Origin of the sequence: Microbacterium sp. K2 (assembly GCF_051365005.1) — a bacterium.
Taxonomy (GTDB): domain Bacteria; phylum Actinomycetota; class Actinomycetes; order Actinomycetales; family Microbacteriaceae; genus Microbacterium; species Microbacterium foliorum_B.
The window spans coordinates 2,119,264-2,132,358 of sequence record NZ_JBLWII010000001.1; the positions used below are offsets into that span (position 1 = coordinate 2,119,264).

16 protein-coding genes are annotated in these 13,095 nt (G+C 67.3%); 12 read left to right on the forward strand and 4 right to left on the reverse strand.

Annotated features, from left to right (window positions below; genetic code table 11):
• Nucleotides 1-331 precede the first annotated feature (331 nt).
• The 4 genes from ACLKOY_RS10260 (at nt 332) to ACLKOY_RS10275 (ending at nt 3,693) form a co-directional block, all read left to right on the forward strand.
• Nucleotides 332-1,342 carry an SDR family NAD(P)-dependent oxidoreductase gene (locus tag ACLKOY_RS10260; protein ID WP_436453527.1) on the forward strand — a complete coding sequence of 337 codons (1,011 nt, stop codon included), beginning with the start codon at nt 332-334 and terminating at the stop codon, nt 1,340-1,342.
• Nucleotides 1,343-1,425: 83 nt separating this feature from the next.
• Nucleotides 1,426-2,601: an ATP/GTP-binding protein gene (locus ACLKOY_RS10265; RefSeq protein WP_436453528.1), complete on the forward strand. Its 1,176-nt coding sequence runs from the start codon at nt 1,426-1,428 to the stop codon at nt 2,599-2,601.
• Nucleotides 2,602-3,025: 424 nt separating this feature from the next.
• A complete protein-coding gene (locus ACLKOY_RS10270; protein WP_436453529.1) occupies nt 3,026-3,280 on the forward strand; it encodes a hypothetical protein in 255 nt (84 codons plus the stop codon).
• Between the two features lie 32 nt (nt 3,281-3,312).
• Complete coding sequence (locus ACLKOY_RS10275) at nt 3,313-3,693, forward strand: hypothetical protein (protein WP_436453530.1); 381 nt, start codon at nt 3,313-3,315, stop codon at nt 3,691-3,693.
• Nucleotides 3,694-3,703: 10 nt separating this feature from the next.
• Here the strand turns inward: ACLKOY_RS10275 and ACLKOY_RS10280 are convergent, their stop codons facing one another.
• Both ACLKOY_RS10280 and ACLKOY_RS10285 read right to left on the reverse strand, forming a co-directional pair.
• Entirely contained in the window at nt 3,704-4,114 is a 411-nt protein-coding gene (locus ACLKOY_RS10280; RefSeq protein ID WP_436453531.1) for a DUF1428 domain-containing protein, read from the reverse strand.
• Between the two features lie 74 nt (nt 4,115-4,188).
• Complete coding sequence (locus ACLKOY_RS10285) at nt 4,189-4,758, reverse strand: TetR/AcrR family transcriptional regulator (RefSeq protein ID WP_436453532.1); 570 nt, start codon at nt 4,756-4,758, stop codon at nt 4,189-4,191.
• Nucleotides 4,759-4,863: 105 nt separating this feature from the next.
• Here ACLKOY_RS10285 and ACLKOY_RS10290 point away from each other — a divergent pair, with 105 nt between their 5' ends.
• Nucleotides 4,864-5,376 carry a hypothetical protein gene (locus ACLKOY_RS10290; RefSeq protein ID WP_436453533.1) on the forward strand — a complete coding sequence of 171 codons (513 nt, stop codon included), beginning with the start codon at nt 4,864-4,866 and terminating at the stop codon, nt 5,374-5,376.
• Here ACLKOY_RS10290 and ACLKOY_RS10295 read toward each other — a convergent pair.
• Entirely contained in the window at nt 5,354-5,914 is a 561-nt protein-coding gene (locus ACLKOY_RS10295) for a dihydrofolate reductase family protein (RefSeq protein WP_436453534.1), read from the reverse strand. The genes ACLKOY_RS10290 and ACLKOY_RS10295 overlap by 23 nt on opposite strands.
• 117 nt (nt 5,915-6,031) lie before the next feature.
• Here ACLKOY_RS10295 and ACLKOY_RS10300 point away from each other — a divergent pair, with 117 nt between their 5' ends.
• Nucleotides 6,032-6,436 (forward strand): hypothetical protein, encoded by a 405-nt coding sequence (locus ACLKOY_RS10300; protein ID WP_436453535.1) that lies wholly within the window; start codon nt 6,032-6,034, stop codon nt 6,434-6,436.
• Between the two features lie 218 nt (nt 6,437-6,654).
• Here ACLKOY_RS10300 and ACLKOY_RS10305 read toward each other — a convergent pair whose 3' ends face one another.
• Nucleotides 6,655-6,861: a hypothetical protein gene (locus ACLKOY_RS10305; protein ID WP_436453536.1), complete on the reverse strand. Its 207-nt coding sequence runs from the start codon at nt 6,859-6,861 to the stop codon at nt 6,655-6,657.
• Nucleotides 6,862-7,158: 297 nt separating this feature from the next.
• Between ACLKOY_RS10305 and ACLKOY_RS10310 the strand changes: the two genes are divergently transcribed.
• The 6 genes from ACLKOY_RS10310 (at nt 7,159) to ACLKOY_RS10335 (ending at nt 13,022) form a co-directional block, all read left to right on the forward strand.
• The gene (locus ACLKOY_RS10310; protein ID WP_436453537.1) at nt 7,159-7,545 is read left to right on the forward strand and encodes a VOC family protein; all 387 of its coding nucleotides are present in this window, start codon (nt 7,159-7,161) and stop codon (nt 7,543-7,545) included.
• 259 nt (nt 7,546-7,804) lie between these two features.
• The gene (locus ACLKOY_RS10315; RefSeq protein ID WP_436453538.1) at nt 7,805-8,536 is read left to right on the forward strand and encodes a GntR family transcriptional regulator; all 732 of its coding nucleotides are present in this window, start codon (nt 7,805-7,807) and stop codon (nt 8,534-8,536) included.
• Nucleotides 8,533-10,254, forward strand: coding sequence for an allophanate hydrolase (atzF, locus tag ACLKOY_RS10320; protein ID WP_436453539.1), 1,722 nt, complete (start codon nt 8,533-8,535; stop codon nt 10,252-10,254). Before ACLKOY_RS10315 ends, atzF begins: the two co-directional genes overlap by 4 nt.
• A gap of 58 nt (nt 10,255-10,312) precedes the next feature.
• Nucleotides 10,313-11,317, forward strand: coding sequence for an ABC transporter substrate-binding protein (locus tag ACLKOY_RS10325; RefSeq protein ID WP_436453540.1), 1,005 nt, complete (start codon nt 10,313-10,315; stop codon nt 11,315-11,317).
• A gap of 2 nt (nt 11,318-11,319) precedes the next feature.
• Nucleotides 11,320-12,207 (forward strand): ABC transporter permease, encoded by an 888-nt coding sequence (locus ACLKOY_RS10330; RefSeq protein ID WP_436453541.1) that lies wholly within the window; start codon nt 11,320-11,322, stop codon nt 12,205-12,207.
• Nucleotides 12,208-12,215: 8 nt separating this feature from the next.
• Nucleotides 12,216-13,022 carry an ABC transporter ATP-binding protein gene (locus tag ACLKOY_RS10335; protein ID WP_436453542.1) on the forward strand — a complete coding sequence of 269 codons (807 nt, stop codon included), beginning with the start codon at nt 12,216-12,218 and terminating at the stop codon, nt 13,020-13,022.
• The last annotated feature ends 73 nt before the right edge of the window (nt 13,023-13,095 follow it).

The following is a 13,095-nucleotide window of genomic DNA, read 5'->3' on the forward strand; positions in this document are numbered from 1 at the left end:
GGCCCGTGCTCGCAGACTTTCCCAAGCCCTTCGAGGCACGATTCTCTAGTGGCGCACAAGCAGATACCCGTTCGGGTGCCGCCTCGAGCGGCCATTGCCCAGACAGGGCTTGCCGCTCGGCCCACTGCGTCAGGCAGTCTGCTCCGGCTCACCCCATGGAAATTCTTCTCCGGTCGGCTTGAGAACGAGCGGCTATGGGAGAGCATCTTCGCCTCTGCTCTGCTCTGTTCTGCTCTCGCCCCGAGCACCAGGAAAGATCCGATCGACAAGGCGTAGACTCATCCATAAGTAGACGCACCGTTGCGCAACCCAAGCCTCAAGGAGCTCGACCATGGCCCTCACCGCACACTCCACCATCGGCGACTGGCTGAACGACCCGACCGGCGGGCCACTCATCCGCGCACTCTTCGAGCAGACGGGCGCCGACCCCGAGCTGCTCACCCCCGTGCTCGGCCTACCGCTGCAGCAGCTCGTCGCGATGAGCCAGGGCCAGCTGCCGCAGTCGGTCGTCGACGACCTCGTGCGCGCGGCCAACGGCGGCGAGATCCCCGAGGCCGACGCGTCCGACGAGTCCGAGGGTTGGACCGAGAAGCCCACCACCGGGCGTTTCGCCGGCAAGACCGTGATCGTCACGGGCGCAGCATCCGGAATCGGCAAGGCCACCGCATCCCGCATCGCCCGCGAAGGCGGACGTGTCATCGCCTCCGACATCGCCGCCGACAAGCTCGACGCCCTGAAGGCCGAGCTGCCGGATGCCGACATCACCACCGTCGCCGGAGACCTCACCAAGCAGGACGCGATCGACGCCGTCATCGCCGCCGCGGGCGACCGCATCGACGCCCTCGCGAACGTCGCCGGCATCAACGACGACTTCTCCCCCGCGGGCGAGACGACGGATGCCGTCTGGGACCGCGTCATCGCCATCAACCTCACCGCCCCGTTCAAGCTGATGCGCGCGGTGCTGCCGATCATGGAGAAGGCCGGCCGCGGCTCGATCCTCAACGTCTCCAGCGAAGCGGGTCTGCGCGGCAACTCGTCGGGCAACGCCTACACGGCCAGCAAGCACGGCATCATCGGCGTCACGAAGTCCGCGGCGTTCATGTACGGACCGAAGGGCATCCGCGTGAACTCCGTCGCTCCGGGAGGCGTCGCCACCGGCATCCCGATGCCCCCGAACATGTCGGAGTACGGCTCCGGTCGCCTCGCCCCATTCCAGCAGGCGATCCCGACGGTCGCGACCGCCGAGCACCTCGCCGCGTCGATCACATTCCTGCTGTCGGACGATGCCGTGAACATCAACGGTGCGGTGCTGACATCCGATGGTGGATGGTCGGTGCAGTAGTCATTGCGAGGCGGTGTCGGCACTCTCCACTACGGTGATCGGAGAACGGTGCTTCCGTTCTCAGGGGAGAGGACAACACGACGGTGGCGACAAGGAACAGGCTCGAACAGCACATAGCGGTCTTCGGAGAGAGTGGGAGTGGCAAGACCGTTCTGATCTCCTCGTTCTTTGGCCCGACCCAGGAGGACGGATACGGCGAGCGCAATCTGTTCGACGTCGTCGCGGATGACACAGGGCAGGGAGCGAAACTCTTCCAGAACTATCTGGGAATGAGGAACTCTGCACGAGTGCCGGAGCCGAACAAGTTCAAGTCGATCTCGTACTCCTTCTCGATGAAGCGTGCCAAAGGCCTCTCATCCAATCCGAAGAAGAGGCCACCCGTAGATGAGGTGCGGCTCGTCTGGCACGACTATCCGGGCGAGTGGTTCACGCAACGAGTCGAGGGCGAAGAGGCCATCCGCCGCGTGGAGGGCTTTCGCGCGTTGCTCGGCTCAGACGTGGCCGTCCTCCTGGTCGATGCGCAGCTCCTTCTCGACAACGACGGGCAGGAGGAGGCTTATCTGAAATCACTGTTCCGCAACTACCGCGCAGGACTGGAGAGCCTTCGAGACGACATCCTCGACGACGGCAAACCGCTCGTGGTCTTCCCCCGAATCTGGATCGTCGCTCTGTCGAAGTCGGACCTCATGCCCGACACCGACGTACAGCAGTTCAAAGAGCTGATCATCGAGAAGAGCGCGGGCGACCTCGACCAGCTGCGAAAGATCATCGAAGGCATGGTCGCGGCACCCGAAGCCCTCGCTGTCGGTGAGGATTTCCTTCTGCTCTCCTCCGCGAAGTTCCGCCTCGGTGAGATCGAGGTCAGCCAGAGAGTGGGTGTTGACCTGCTCCTGCCGATCGCCGCCGTGCTTCCCTTCGAGAGGCACGCCAACTGGGCGCGGACCATGCAGCTACCTCCGAAGGTCGCGGAGCACCTCCTGAACAACGCCGGGCGAATCGCCACAGCGCTGGCTCTCATCGCGCCCTTCATGAGGAAGGTCAAACTCCCCGGACCGATCGCCGCGCTGGCCGCCGGCCTCGGTGCGCTGGTCTCAAAGGAAGCCATCGACAAGGTTCTCGATGCCGGGCGCGCGAAGCTCGAGGAAGCCAAGGCGGAGGCACTCGCTCGCCACAACTACTTGACGGCTGTACTGACTCGCTTCCGGATCGACCTGGAGGACGCTGAGCACGCGAAGGTGCTACTGCGGAGCCGTAAGTGACATTCATCTGGGTCGCACGAGGACGGTCGTGGGGCTTTCGACTCCTCCGCACCGGCGGGACCTTGAATCCGCTCGCCGTGTATGAGTCTGTCTTCGACTCTTTGGATCTTGAAGCCGATTCCTACCGAATGGTGGGAGCGCGCGGCGCTCTGCGACTTCGCGATCCAGAGCAGCGACTCGATCGCTCCGGCCGCCCGATCACGCATGACTTCGTGCTGCTCGGAGTCACCGCGACCTCGGTCGGTTCCGTGGAGGATGGCCTCCGCACAGTCTGGCCCGAGGTGCGCGACGAATACTCGCGGATATGGGCTCTCCCCGACCCGCCGATCTCTGAGGCGTGACTTCCCCGTCGGTGACAGCCCGATCCATGCCCAGCCGTCCTGAGATTATCTGCATCTGCGGCTCTATGCGGTTCACAGAGGAAATGCGAGCGGTGAGTCAGTCCTTGACGCTCGCCGGCGCCATCGTCCTCATGCCCGCTGAGATCGATGCCCCGATCACCGCAGAGCAGAAGATCGCACTCGGCGAGCTGCACCTGCGCAGGATCGACCTGGCCGATCGAGTGGTTGTCGTGAACCAGGGCGAACACTTCGGAGAATCGACGCTCGCGGAGATCGCCTACGCAGAAGCCGCGGACAAGCCCGTGACCTTCGTCGGCCCTGCCTACGGCGAGGCGTAGACCTCACATCTCCCCCACCTAAAGTGACCCTCATGAAGAAGCTCCCCGCGCTCGCGACGCTCGCCGTCGGCATCCTGCTGCTTTCCGGATGCTCGCAAGCGTCGACTATCGCCGCCTGCGGCCAGGTCGCCGCTCAGGCCGCGCAGGTGACCGGTGTGATCGGCAGCGTCAGCGCGCCGACTCCCGAAGCCGCGCAGGCAGCGCTCGATGAGGTCAAGAGTGTCGCCGAGAACATCCGCGGTGTCGACGGACCCGAGGAGTTCGTCACACTCCGCGACTCGTGGACCACGAGCATCGACGCATTCGCCGCCGAGGGTGAGAAGGCCATCGCGGGTGACATCACGGGCCTGGACGCCGCGACGACGGAGATGCGCACGGCGACCGACGCGATGCTCGCCTACTGCACCCCGTGACCGGAGCCCGTCACTCTTCCTGCTGAACAGTCATCGCGATCTCGAAGCTGTCACCGATCACGCGAGCTCCATCGAACACCGGGTCTTCATCGAGCGTCTCGAGCACGCGAGGATCGCTCGTGACGGCAGCGGTTCCTCGGTCGCGAACCTCGCGCGACGGCCATGTCGTCACCGTGACCACGACGGACTCCTCGGCGCTCGTGTCTGCGAGGTCGGCGATGCTCTTGAGCTCGCCCGATTCGTACGACGTCCCGTCTGCGTGGAAGTCCCCCGGGTCGGCTGAATCGCTCGACTGCCAGTAGTCCACGACGCTGATCGCTCCGTGATCGCGGTAGACCTCGGCCATCCGCTTCGAGAAGTCGAGGTATGCGGCCTTGCGTTCCGTCGCCACCGGAACGATCGTGATGTCAGCGATGACCATTCTCTGCTCCAGTCCTCAGCGGTGAGTGTCCGTCGCCAGGGTATCCACCGTCGGTCTCACCCGACCAGACATGCCTATCGAGCGATGCCTCGCAGCAGCCGCGTCACCGTCTCCTCGACGCGGTTTGCGCTCAACGGCTGCCCGATCAGCGCCGCGTACGACGCCATGGCGACCAGCTGGTCGGCGATCGCGTCAGCATCCACGTCCGCCCGGATCTCGCCCGCCGACTGCCCGCGGGCGATCCGTTCGGCGACCCACGAGCGGATCGGCGCCGCGAGCCGCTCGTTGAGCGCCAGGCCGAGTTCGTGGTCGGTGGCTGTCACCGCGATCAGCGCTCGGGCGAGAGCGACGCCCTCAGGCTTCGCGAGACCGACGGACATCGCGGAGAACCAGGCGTGCATGTCAGCCCGGATGTCGTCGCTCATCGCGACAGCGGGGTCGGCTCCGGGCAGGTCTCCCTCGAGCAGCGCCTCGCCGAGGATCGCCGACTTCGACGGCCACCACCGGTAGATCGTCTGCTTGGCGACTCCCGCTGTCTCGGCAAGCCCCTCGATCGTCACCGCTTCGTACGCACCGGCCACGACGGCAGCGCGCATCGCCTCGAGCACGGACTGACGCGCGGCTTCACTTCGGGGGCGGGGCACCAGATAAGGCTATCGAGGCTGTGGGTGGCGCGTTTCGTCTCGGGCCGCTTAGCGGGCCCCGCTCCACGACGCGTGTGGCTGCGCGGTCTTGGATAGAGTCGCGGGATGAGCGAGACACGAGGGCCGTTGAGCATGGGCATGTTGACTCTCGCGCTCACGGTGTTCGGACTCGTGTTCTTCGTCGTGACGATGCTGATCATCCACGGCGCGCCCTACCTCACCGACTCGCTCGGCTCCGCGAACGACCGACAATGGACCAATTGGTACTGGCTGGCCATGCTCATCGTGGCGCCGACTGTCATCACCGGCGCCGCATCCGGACTGACCTCAGCCTTCGGCGCGTACATCGCCAAGCGCGTCTCGGCGACCACCGATGGCGCGCCAGCGAATCGGTGGAAGATCAGCGTCGGCGCCGGTGTCGGTGGCGCCCTGGGCAGCGCCTTGTTCCTGATCTATATGAGCTGGCTCTACCAGAACGGGCTGGGCCCATGGATCCTGGTGCTCGGGTCCGCAGCGGTGTTCGGCGCCTACGCGGGCTTCACCGCACTGTGGATCGGCCGCAGATCGCGGAGCCCTCAGGCGCCCGCAGCTCCGGTCACCGCCGCGGACGGTATGTGACGGCCACGGCTCCCGAGCCGAACTCCCGACGATCCACGACGTCGAGCTCGAGCGGTCCGTTCAGCCCGTCGAGCAACCGCGGCCCGTGCCCGGCGACGAGTGGATGCACGACGAAGGTGTACTCATCGATCAGCCCAAGATCGGCGAGTGCCAGCGGCAGCGTCACGCCGCCCACCGACAGCCCCTCGCCCGGCTGCTGCTTGAGCTCTCGGACCGCCTCACCCAGGTCACCGTGAACCAGCTCGGCGTTCCAGTAGACCGAGCTCAGCGTGCTCGACACGACGTGCTTCGGCACGCGGTCGATGGCCTCGGCGAACGGGATCTCCCACTCGCTCATCCAGTCCGGCCACTGCCCGGATGCCGGGCGACGCCAGGCAGACTGCATCATCTCGTAGGTCGTCCTTCCGTAGATCACGGCATCCGCCCGTTCCATCTCGGCAGTCCAGAAGCGCATCAGCTCCTCATCGGGAGCAACACCCGCCTCGTGATGCACGCAGCCGTCGAGCGTGACGTTGATCGCATAGCGCAGTGGTCTCATCTCGCCGATCTCCTTCGATGCGGGCGGTGGGGGATATGGGTCAGAGTACTTGCGAGCTGCCGAGGCCGACACCCCGCAGTCGTGGAGGGCGCCGCAGGCAGCGAATATGGTTGGCGCATGAGTACCGGCCAGCCCCGCGTCATCTCCGTTCGGAGCGGCCGCGTTCGCCCCGGCGGGTCATGGCTGTACGTGTGGCTCGACTCCGCCACGGGGGACATCGTTCACGTCGGCGGAACAGGATTCGACCCGGAGCTGCGGGCGTATCTGCACCTGACGAGCGACGCCCCCCAGCTCGGACGCGTACGGGCCACCGTGCCTCGATCCGGCGAGCGCGACTTCGACGTCCTCGCCTTCGAGTTGGCCCACGCAATCGACCGCCAACCCGCGAGGTACGCGTTGATCTCGCGCTTGTCGAATGAGGGTGACGACGAAGAGCTCACTGCCGAGCTGCGCGAGATCATCGATCCGATGGTGCGGGCCGTTTCGGACTACCGCGCAACCTTGTCAGCGGCGAAAGAGTAGACCCTCAGCACTCTTCGACCATCACCGCCGACCGACCGTGTTCGCCTCCTTTCACTGATTGCTCATGTCGCGGTCTGAAGTATCGTCTCGATCACGGCATCCAGTGTGATCAGGTGGCTGCCGTCGCCGTGACGGGTAGATGACGCGAGCGTAGACAGCAACGGTCCCGACAGCGATGATCTCGCTGTCGGGACCGCTCGTGTCACTGGCCGAGGGGGCTATGTCGAAGGGCTGAGCTTCCAGTCCGGGCGAACCTTCCAGGCTATGAAGGCGCTTGCGGCGAAAACCGCACCCAGCACCGACGGGATCCACGGTTGCAGCACCGTGTCAGGATCGGTGATGCTCGGCACCAGCAGGATCAGCGCAGCACCCGATGCGACCGTGAGGATGAAATAGACAAGGAACCAACCGAGAGAACGCTTCATTTCTAACCTCCCTTGAAGCAGCCCATGACCGCGGGAATGAGCACGGCGCAGTGCACTGGTCAAACCAAGCCTGATCGGCACCGAAAGGCAGCACAAGCCGTGTCGAGACTTCGTAGCCCAGCGAGCCTACGGCGATGACCAGACCCTCCTCGGAATCGTCGATCGCGTCGAGAAAGGCCTTCTCGACGCGATCCGCGGAGCAGCGTGGGGCGCCCCGATGTCGACGCGATCGACGATGCGCACCAGACGCGAACAAGCCACTGGCTTGCTGCATCACCCAGATCTACACTGACCGGCATGTTGAAGATCGTGTCGATCGTGATCCGCGTGAACGACCTCCCCGCACAGTCGCTCTTCTGGCAGGCGGCCCTCGACTATGTCGAGCGCGACCCGGCATCCGACGACTGGGTCGTGCTGAAACCGCGCGACGCGTACGCCCCCTGCATCGCGCTCGACGCTCATCACTCCGAGCGAGTGCTGCCGCCGCGCATCCACCTCGACAGCTACGCCGACGACCAGGATGCCGAAGTGCGCCGCCTGACCGAGCTCGGCGCCCGCGAGGTGCACTGGGACAACCTGCCCGACGATGCCGACTACGTGATCATGGAAGACCCCGAGGGCAACCGCTTCTGCGTGGTGGATCGTCCGGACTGGGTGGGGTGGCGGGCCCCACGCGCCGTGTGAAGATGCGCCTCGCTCGGGTGTGCACATCCGTGCGGGGTCAATAGGCCACCGCATTCGGGCGTGCGCCGTGCGTTAGTGACCCCGGCTCAGAGCGGCGGTGCGTAAGTGACCCCGGCCGAGAACGGCCGTGCGTTTCTGACCCCGGCTGAGAGTCGTGTGGTGTGCACATTCGTGCGGACGGCGGATGTGAGAAGAACGTAACGCGGGGAGTACGGCCCAGATACACCGCCGAAACATGGATACCGAACGATGTCCAGCAATGGATACATCATTGGCCACATCGCAGGATCCGGGCTCCGAGCGCCGGCGTCCCGCCCGCATCCGCGTCTATGAGCAGCTGCGGGCCGAGCTGCTGACCGCGGCGTACTCGCCCTTCCACCGCTTCACCGAGGAGAACGTCGCCGAGCGCTTCGAGCTCTCCCGCACACCGGTGCGCGACGCGCTGGCGCGGCTCGAAGCAGACGGCCTCCTCGTCAAGCGCGACGGAGCGCTGTACCGCTACATGCCCACGCTCGAAGAGTTCACCGACCTCTACGAGCTGCGCATCCTGCTGGAGTCGCAGGGCATCGACCGCGCCATCGCCGACCCCACGATCACGCATGAGCGGGCCCGTCTCACCGCCGAGCAGGACCTCTGGGTCTCTCGGCTCGAGGCCGGCATCACCCCCGACCCTGGTTTCGTCGACGCAGACGAGCACTTCCACCTCGCACTCCTGGGCGCCGCGGGCAACCGCGAGCTGGTCGGAGCGCTGGAGCGCGTGAACCGCCGCATCCGCCCGATCCGCATGCATGACTACCTCACCCAGGACCGCGTCGACGCGACCATCTCCGAGCACCTCGAGATCCTCGAGCTCGTGCTCACCGGGCGCCTTCGCGAAGCCCGCGACTTCCTGCGTACGCACGTCGGGCAGTCGCAGTCGATCGTCGAGGCCCGCGCGGCCCGCGCCATGCAGATCTCCCACATGAACCACGGATTGGACCCGCACCGATGATCTCCCTCTCCTCCTCCGAGTCCGTCTCCGCCGACGTCGCGGCGCTCGAGACCGCACTGGATGCCGCGCCCGCCAGCATCTGGATCACCCGCCGCAGCGCCGACGAGATCCAAGCGGATGCCGAGAGCGTGCGCGCCCGCGTCGCCGCGGGCGCATCTCTCCCCCTCGCCGGTCTGACGTTCGCCGTCAAGGACAACATCGACGTGGCTGGCATCCCGACCACCGCCGCACACCCCGCGTTCGCCCGGGTTCCGGCGAAGACCGCGACCGTCGTCACACGACTGCTCGACGCGGGCGCCATCCTCGTCGGCAAGACCAACATGGATCAGTTCGCCACGGGACTCGTCGGAACACGCAGCCCCTACGGCGTCGTCACGAGCGCGCTCGACCCCCAGCGCGTCTCGGGCGGATCGAGTTCGGGATCCGGCGCCGCCGTCGGGCACGACCTCGTCGACTTCTCGCTCGGCACCGACACCGCGGGCTCGGGGCGGGTCCCGGCCGCTTTCAACGGCATCCTCGGTGTGAAGCCCACCCTCGGACTGCTGCCTCTCGACGGGGTGCTCCCCGCCTCTCCCTCATACGACACCGTCTCGGTCTTCACCCGCACCACCGGCCTCGCCGCGCGTGTGATGTCGGTCGTCGCCGGCCCGTCGTCGAGCGACCCGAAGAGCAGGCCGTGGGCACTCGACGCCCCGCAGGCGGCCCCGCCGCGACCTGTGATCGCGGTGCCCCGACGCGCCGACCTCGCCTCGCTCTCGCCGGCGGTCCTGGAGGCGTTCGACGAGACGATCGCCCGCTTCGAAGCTCTGGGTGCCGAGACCCGCACGATCGACATCGCTCCGTTCCTCGCCACCGCCCGGCTGCTCTACAGCGGCGGCCTGGTCAGCGAGCGGGCCTGGTCGTACGGCGCATTCCTCGCCGCACACCCGGAGGAGGCCGATCCCTCGGTCGCCGCGATCGCCGCCGGCGCCGCAGAGATCGACGGCACGACGGTGATCGATGCCCAGCAGGCCGTCGCCGCCGCGACGCTCCTCGCTCGGCAGGCCCTCGACGGCACGGATGCTCTGATCATCCCGACCGCGCCGATCCACCCGACCGTCGCCGAGGTCGCGGCCGATCCGCTCGGCGTGAACAGCACGGTCGGCACCTTCACGAACTTCGTGAACCTCATGGACATGGCCGCCGTCGCCGTGCCGACGGGTGAGGTCGCAGGCGAAGGCCACTTCGGCGTCTCGATCGTGACGCCGACGTTCCACGACCAGGTCGCGCTCGATCTCGCAGCTCGCCTTCTCGGTGAGTCGGAGCAGGATGCCGCGCTCGGCACCCCCGGCGTCGACGTCGCCGTCTTCGGTGCGCACCTCAGTGGCGAACCGCTCAACCCGCAGCTGCAGGCGCTCGGCGCCCGGTTCGTCGGCGAGGTCCGCACCTCGGACAGGTTCCGGATGCTGCTGGTCGAAGGAGCGGTCGACCGCCCGGCGGTCATCCGATCGACCGAGGGGGCCGAGCTCCCCGGCGAGCTGTGGCGCCTGTCGCCCCTCGCACTGTCGACGCTGCTGCGCAGCATCGCCGCTCCTCTCGCGCTCGGCGAGATCGAGCTCTCCGACGGCTCGTCGGTGCTCGGCTTCACCGCATCCGTCGACCTCACCGAACGAGACATCACCGACTTCGGGGGATGGCGCGCCTATCGCGCAGCATCCGTCGCCCCCGTGACCGCCTGACCCCTGCCCCCCTGTCCCTCCACCAACCGTCCTGACCCCGCCCCCACCAGGAGAACACATGACCTTCCGCACCCCCTCCCGCACGTCCTTCCGCACGCCGTCGCTCGCCGTCGCCTCGCTCGCCGCCGCGGCCCTCGTGCTCACCGGCTGCTCCGCAGCGTCCTCGTCCGCCGACTCCGAGAGCGGCGACGGCGGCGGGCAGTCCGTCACCATCGGCACGCTGCGTGCGCAGCCCCACCTGTTCAGCCCCTTCTTCTATGAGGAGGTCGCCGAGGAGGGCATCGACGTCGAGATCGTGCTCTTCGACACCTCCAGCGACATCAAGAACGCGATCGTCTCGGGATCCGTCGACTTCGGCGTGACCGGGGCGGCATCCGTCATCGCCGGCGTCGCCGAGAAGCAGGATGTGCGCATCGTCGCCTCCGCCGCCGACGGAGGCACCCGTATCGTCGCCACAGAAGACATCGAGACGCCGGATGACCTCAAGGGTGCGAAGGTCGGCTTCCCGATGGGCGCCACCCAGGAGATCCTCCTCAAGCGCACGCTCGAGGCACAGGGCATCGACCCCGCGAGCGACGTCGAGCTCGTCAACCTTCCCTTCGCCGACATGGCCACCGCGTTCGCCTCCGGGCAGATCGACGCGTTCATCTCCGCCGAGGTGGGCCCGTCGATCGCGATCGAGGGCGGTGCTCACGAGCTGATGTCGGCCTACGACACCCCCATCGGTCAGACGAACATCGTGCTCGCCACGAGCAACAGCCTGATCGAGTCCGACCCCGAGCTCGTGCAGTCCGTCGTCGACACCCACGCCGCGGCCGTCGAGCACATGGCGGACGACACCGCCGCCTGGGCCGACGGCCTCGTCGAGGAGTTCGCGCTCGACCCCGCGATCGTCGACCTGGCGATCGAGAACATCTGGCCCCGCTGGGATCTGGACGCCGACTACCTCTCGACGCTGGCCGCGATGAGCGAGGAGATGCTCGCATTCGACCAGGTCTCGGCCGAGGTCGACCAGGATCTCCTCACCGACGCCAGCTTCGTCGAGACCGCACGGACGGAGTGATCGTGACGACCACCGCACTCGCCGATCCGCCCCAGGGCGTCGAGAACGCCGAGACGCCGCCCGCCAGCAAACGCGCCGCCCGGCCGCGCCGCCGCCTGTCGTTCGGATGGGCCATCGCGCTTCCCGTTCCGATCCTCATCCTCATCGGCTGGCACCTGGGCGTTCAGAACGCCTGGACCCTGCCGTTCGACATCAAGATGACGTTCCTGCCCACCCCCGGAGAGGTCGCGGTGAGGGGTGTGGACTTCGCCTTCGGCGGCGTCTACGACGACTCGTTCAGCGGCACTCTCTGGGGCCACCTCGGCGCCTCGGCGCTGCGCGTGCTGCAGGGCTTCGGTCTCGCGGTCGTCGTCGCCGTGCCGCTCGGCGTGCTGATGGGCCGATCGAAGCTCCTGTTCCGCATGCTGGAGCCGACGATCAATCTCGTCCGCCCCATCCCCGTCACCGCCTGGGCGCCGCTGACGCTGCTGATCATCGGCTTCGGCGACCGCTCCACCGTGTTCCTCGTGTTCATCGCCGCGGTGTTCCCTATCCTCCTGAACACCATCAGCGGAGTGCACCAAGTGCCGGGGCGCCTCCTCGAGGCCGCCGCGATGCTGGGCACACCCCGCCTGCAGTCGCTCTACAAGGTCGTCATCCCGGCTGCCGCTCCGCAGATCATCAGCGGCATGCGGATCGCGATGGGACTCTCGTGGGTGATCCTCGTCGTCGGCGAGACGGTGGGCATCAGCACCGGTCTCGGCGCGCTCATCACCCAGGCCAGGGAGCAGTCGCGCACCGACCTCATCATCGTGGGCATGGTCGTCATCGGCCTGGCCGGCTTCATCGCCGACCGTCTGCTCACGCTCATCTTCGCCATCGCCTTCGGGCGCCGACCGATCCAGAAGTGAGAGATCGCATGAGCATTCCTCCCCAGCACGCCGCCGACATCGTCATGAACGGTGTGGGCAAGCGCTACCCCGGCTCGCCGATCGCCGCCGTCGACGGTGTCGACATCACCGTCGCGGCCGGTGAGGTGGTCTGCATCGTCGGCGCCTCCGGATGCGGCAAGTCGACGCTGCTGCGCATGGTCGCGGGCTTCGAGACCATCACCGAGGGCTCTCTGACTGTTGCCGGGGCGGAGGTGACCGGGCCCGGACCCGACCGTGGCGTCGTGTTCCAGGACTACGGGCTGTTCCCCTGGCTGACGGTGCGCGAGAACATCGAGTACGGGCCTCGGCAGGCGCGCCTTCCGCGCGCGGTCGTGAAGGAGCGGGCCACCGCGGCGCTGGACTCCGTCGGACTCAGTCGCGTCGCGGCATCCTTCCCGCACCAGCTGTCGGGCGGCATGCAGCAGCGCGTCGCGATCGCGCGACTGCTCGCGAACACTCCGTCGGTGATGCTCATGGACGAACCGTTCGGCGCTCTCGACGCGCTCACGCGCACCGAGATGCAGCACGAGCTGCAGCGCATCCAGCGGGATGCCGGCATCACCGTGCTGTTCGTGACGCACAGCATCGAGGAGGCCGTCTACCTCGGCGACCGCGTCATGGTCATGGCGGGCGGCACGGCGCACGGCATCTCGGGGCACGTGCGGGAGATCGTGACCGTGGACCTCACCGGCGAGCGCGACGTGAACTCCCCGGAGTTCAACGCGATCGAGCGTCGCATCGACGCCCTCGTGCACGCCGGCAACGATCACAGGGTGGATGCCGCGCTGGTCTGAGTCGTCGGGCGGTCGGGGCGTCGGGCTTTCGGGCCGTCGGGCCCGTCGGGCGCGGGCCCGTCGGGCGCGGGCC

Coding starts and splice junctions, on each gene's coding strand:
- ACLKOY_RS10260 (WP_436453527.1), top strand. CDS start 332: ATGGCCCTCACCGCACACTCCACCATCGGCGACTGGCTGAACGACCCG.
- ACLKOY_RS10270 (WP_436453529.1), top strand. CDS start 3,026: ATGCGAGCGGTGAGTCAGTCCTTGACGCTCGCCGGCGCCATCGTCCTC.
- ACLKOY_RS10275 (WP_436453530.1), top strand. CDS start 3,313: ATGAAGAAGCTCCCCGCGCTCGCGACGCTCGCCGTCGGCATCCTGCTG.
- ACLKOY_RS10280 (WP_436453531.1), bottom strand. CDS start 4,114: ATGGTCATCGCTGACATCACGATCGTTCCGGTGGCGACGGAACGCAAG.
- ACLKOY_RS10290 (WP_436453533.1), top strand. CDS start 4,864: ATGAGCGAGACACGAGGGCCGTTGAGCATGGGCATGTTGACTCTCGCG.
- ACLKOY_RS10295 (WP_436453534.1), bottom strand. CDS start 5,914: ATGAGACCACTGCGCTATGCGATCAACGTCACGCTCGACGGCTGCGTG.
- ACLKOY_RS10300 (WP_436453535.1), top strand. CDS start 6,032: ATGAGTACCGGCCAGCCCCGCGTCATCTCCGTTCGGAGCGGCCGCGTT.
- ACLKOY_RS10305 (WP_436453536.1), bottom strand. CDS start 6,861: ATGAAGCGTTCTCTCGGTTGGTTCCTTGTCTATTTCATCCTCACGGTC.
- ACLKOY_RS10310 (WP_436453537.1), top strand. CDS start 7,159: ATGTTGAAGATCGTGTCGATCGTGATCCGCGTGAACGACCTCCCCGCA.
- ACLKOY_RS10315 (WP_436453538.1), top strand. CDS start 7,805: ATGGATACATCATTGGCCACATCGCAGGATCCGGGCTCCGAGCGCCGG.
- atzF (WP_436453539.1), top strand. CDS start 8,533: ATGATCTCCCTCTCCTCCTCCGAGTCCGTCTCCGCCGACGTCGCGGCG.
- ACLKOY_RS10325 (WP_436453540.1), top strand. CDS start 10,313: ATGACCTTCCGCACCCCCTCCCGCACGTCCTTCCGCACGCCGTCGCTC.
- ACLKOY_RS10335 (WP_436453542.1), top strand. CDS start 12,216: ATGAGCATTCCTCCCCAGCACGCCGCCGACATCGTCATGAACGGTGTG.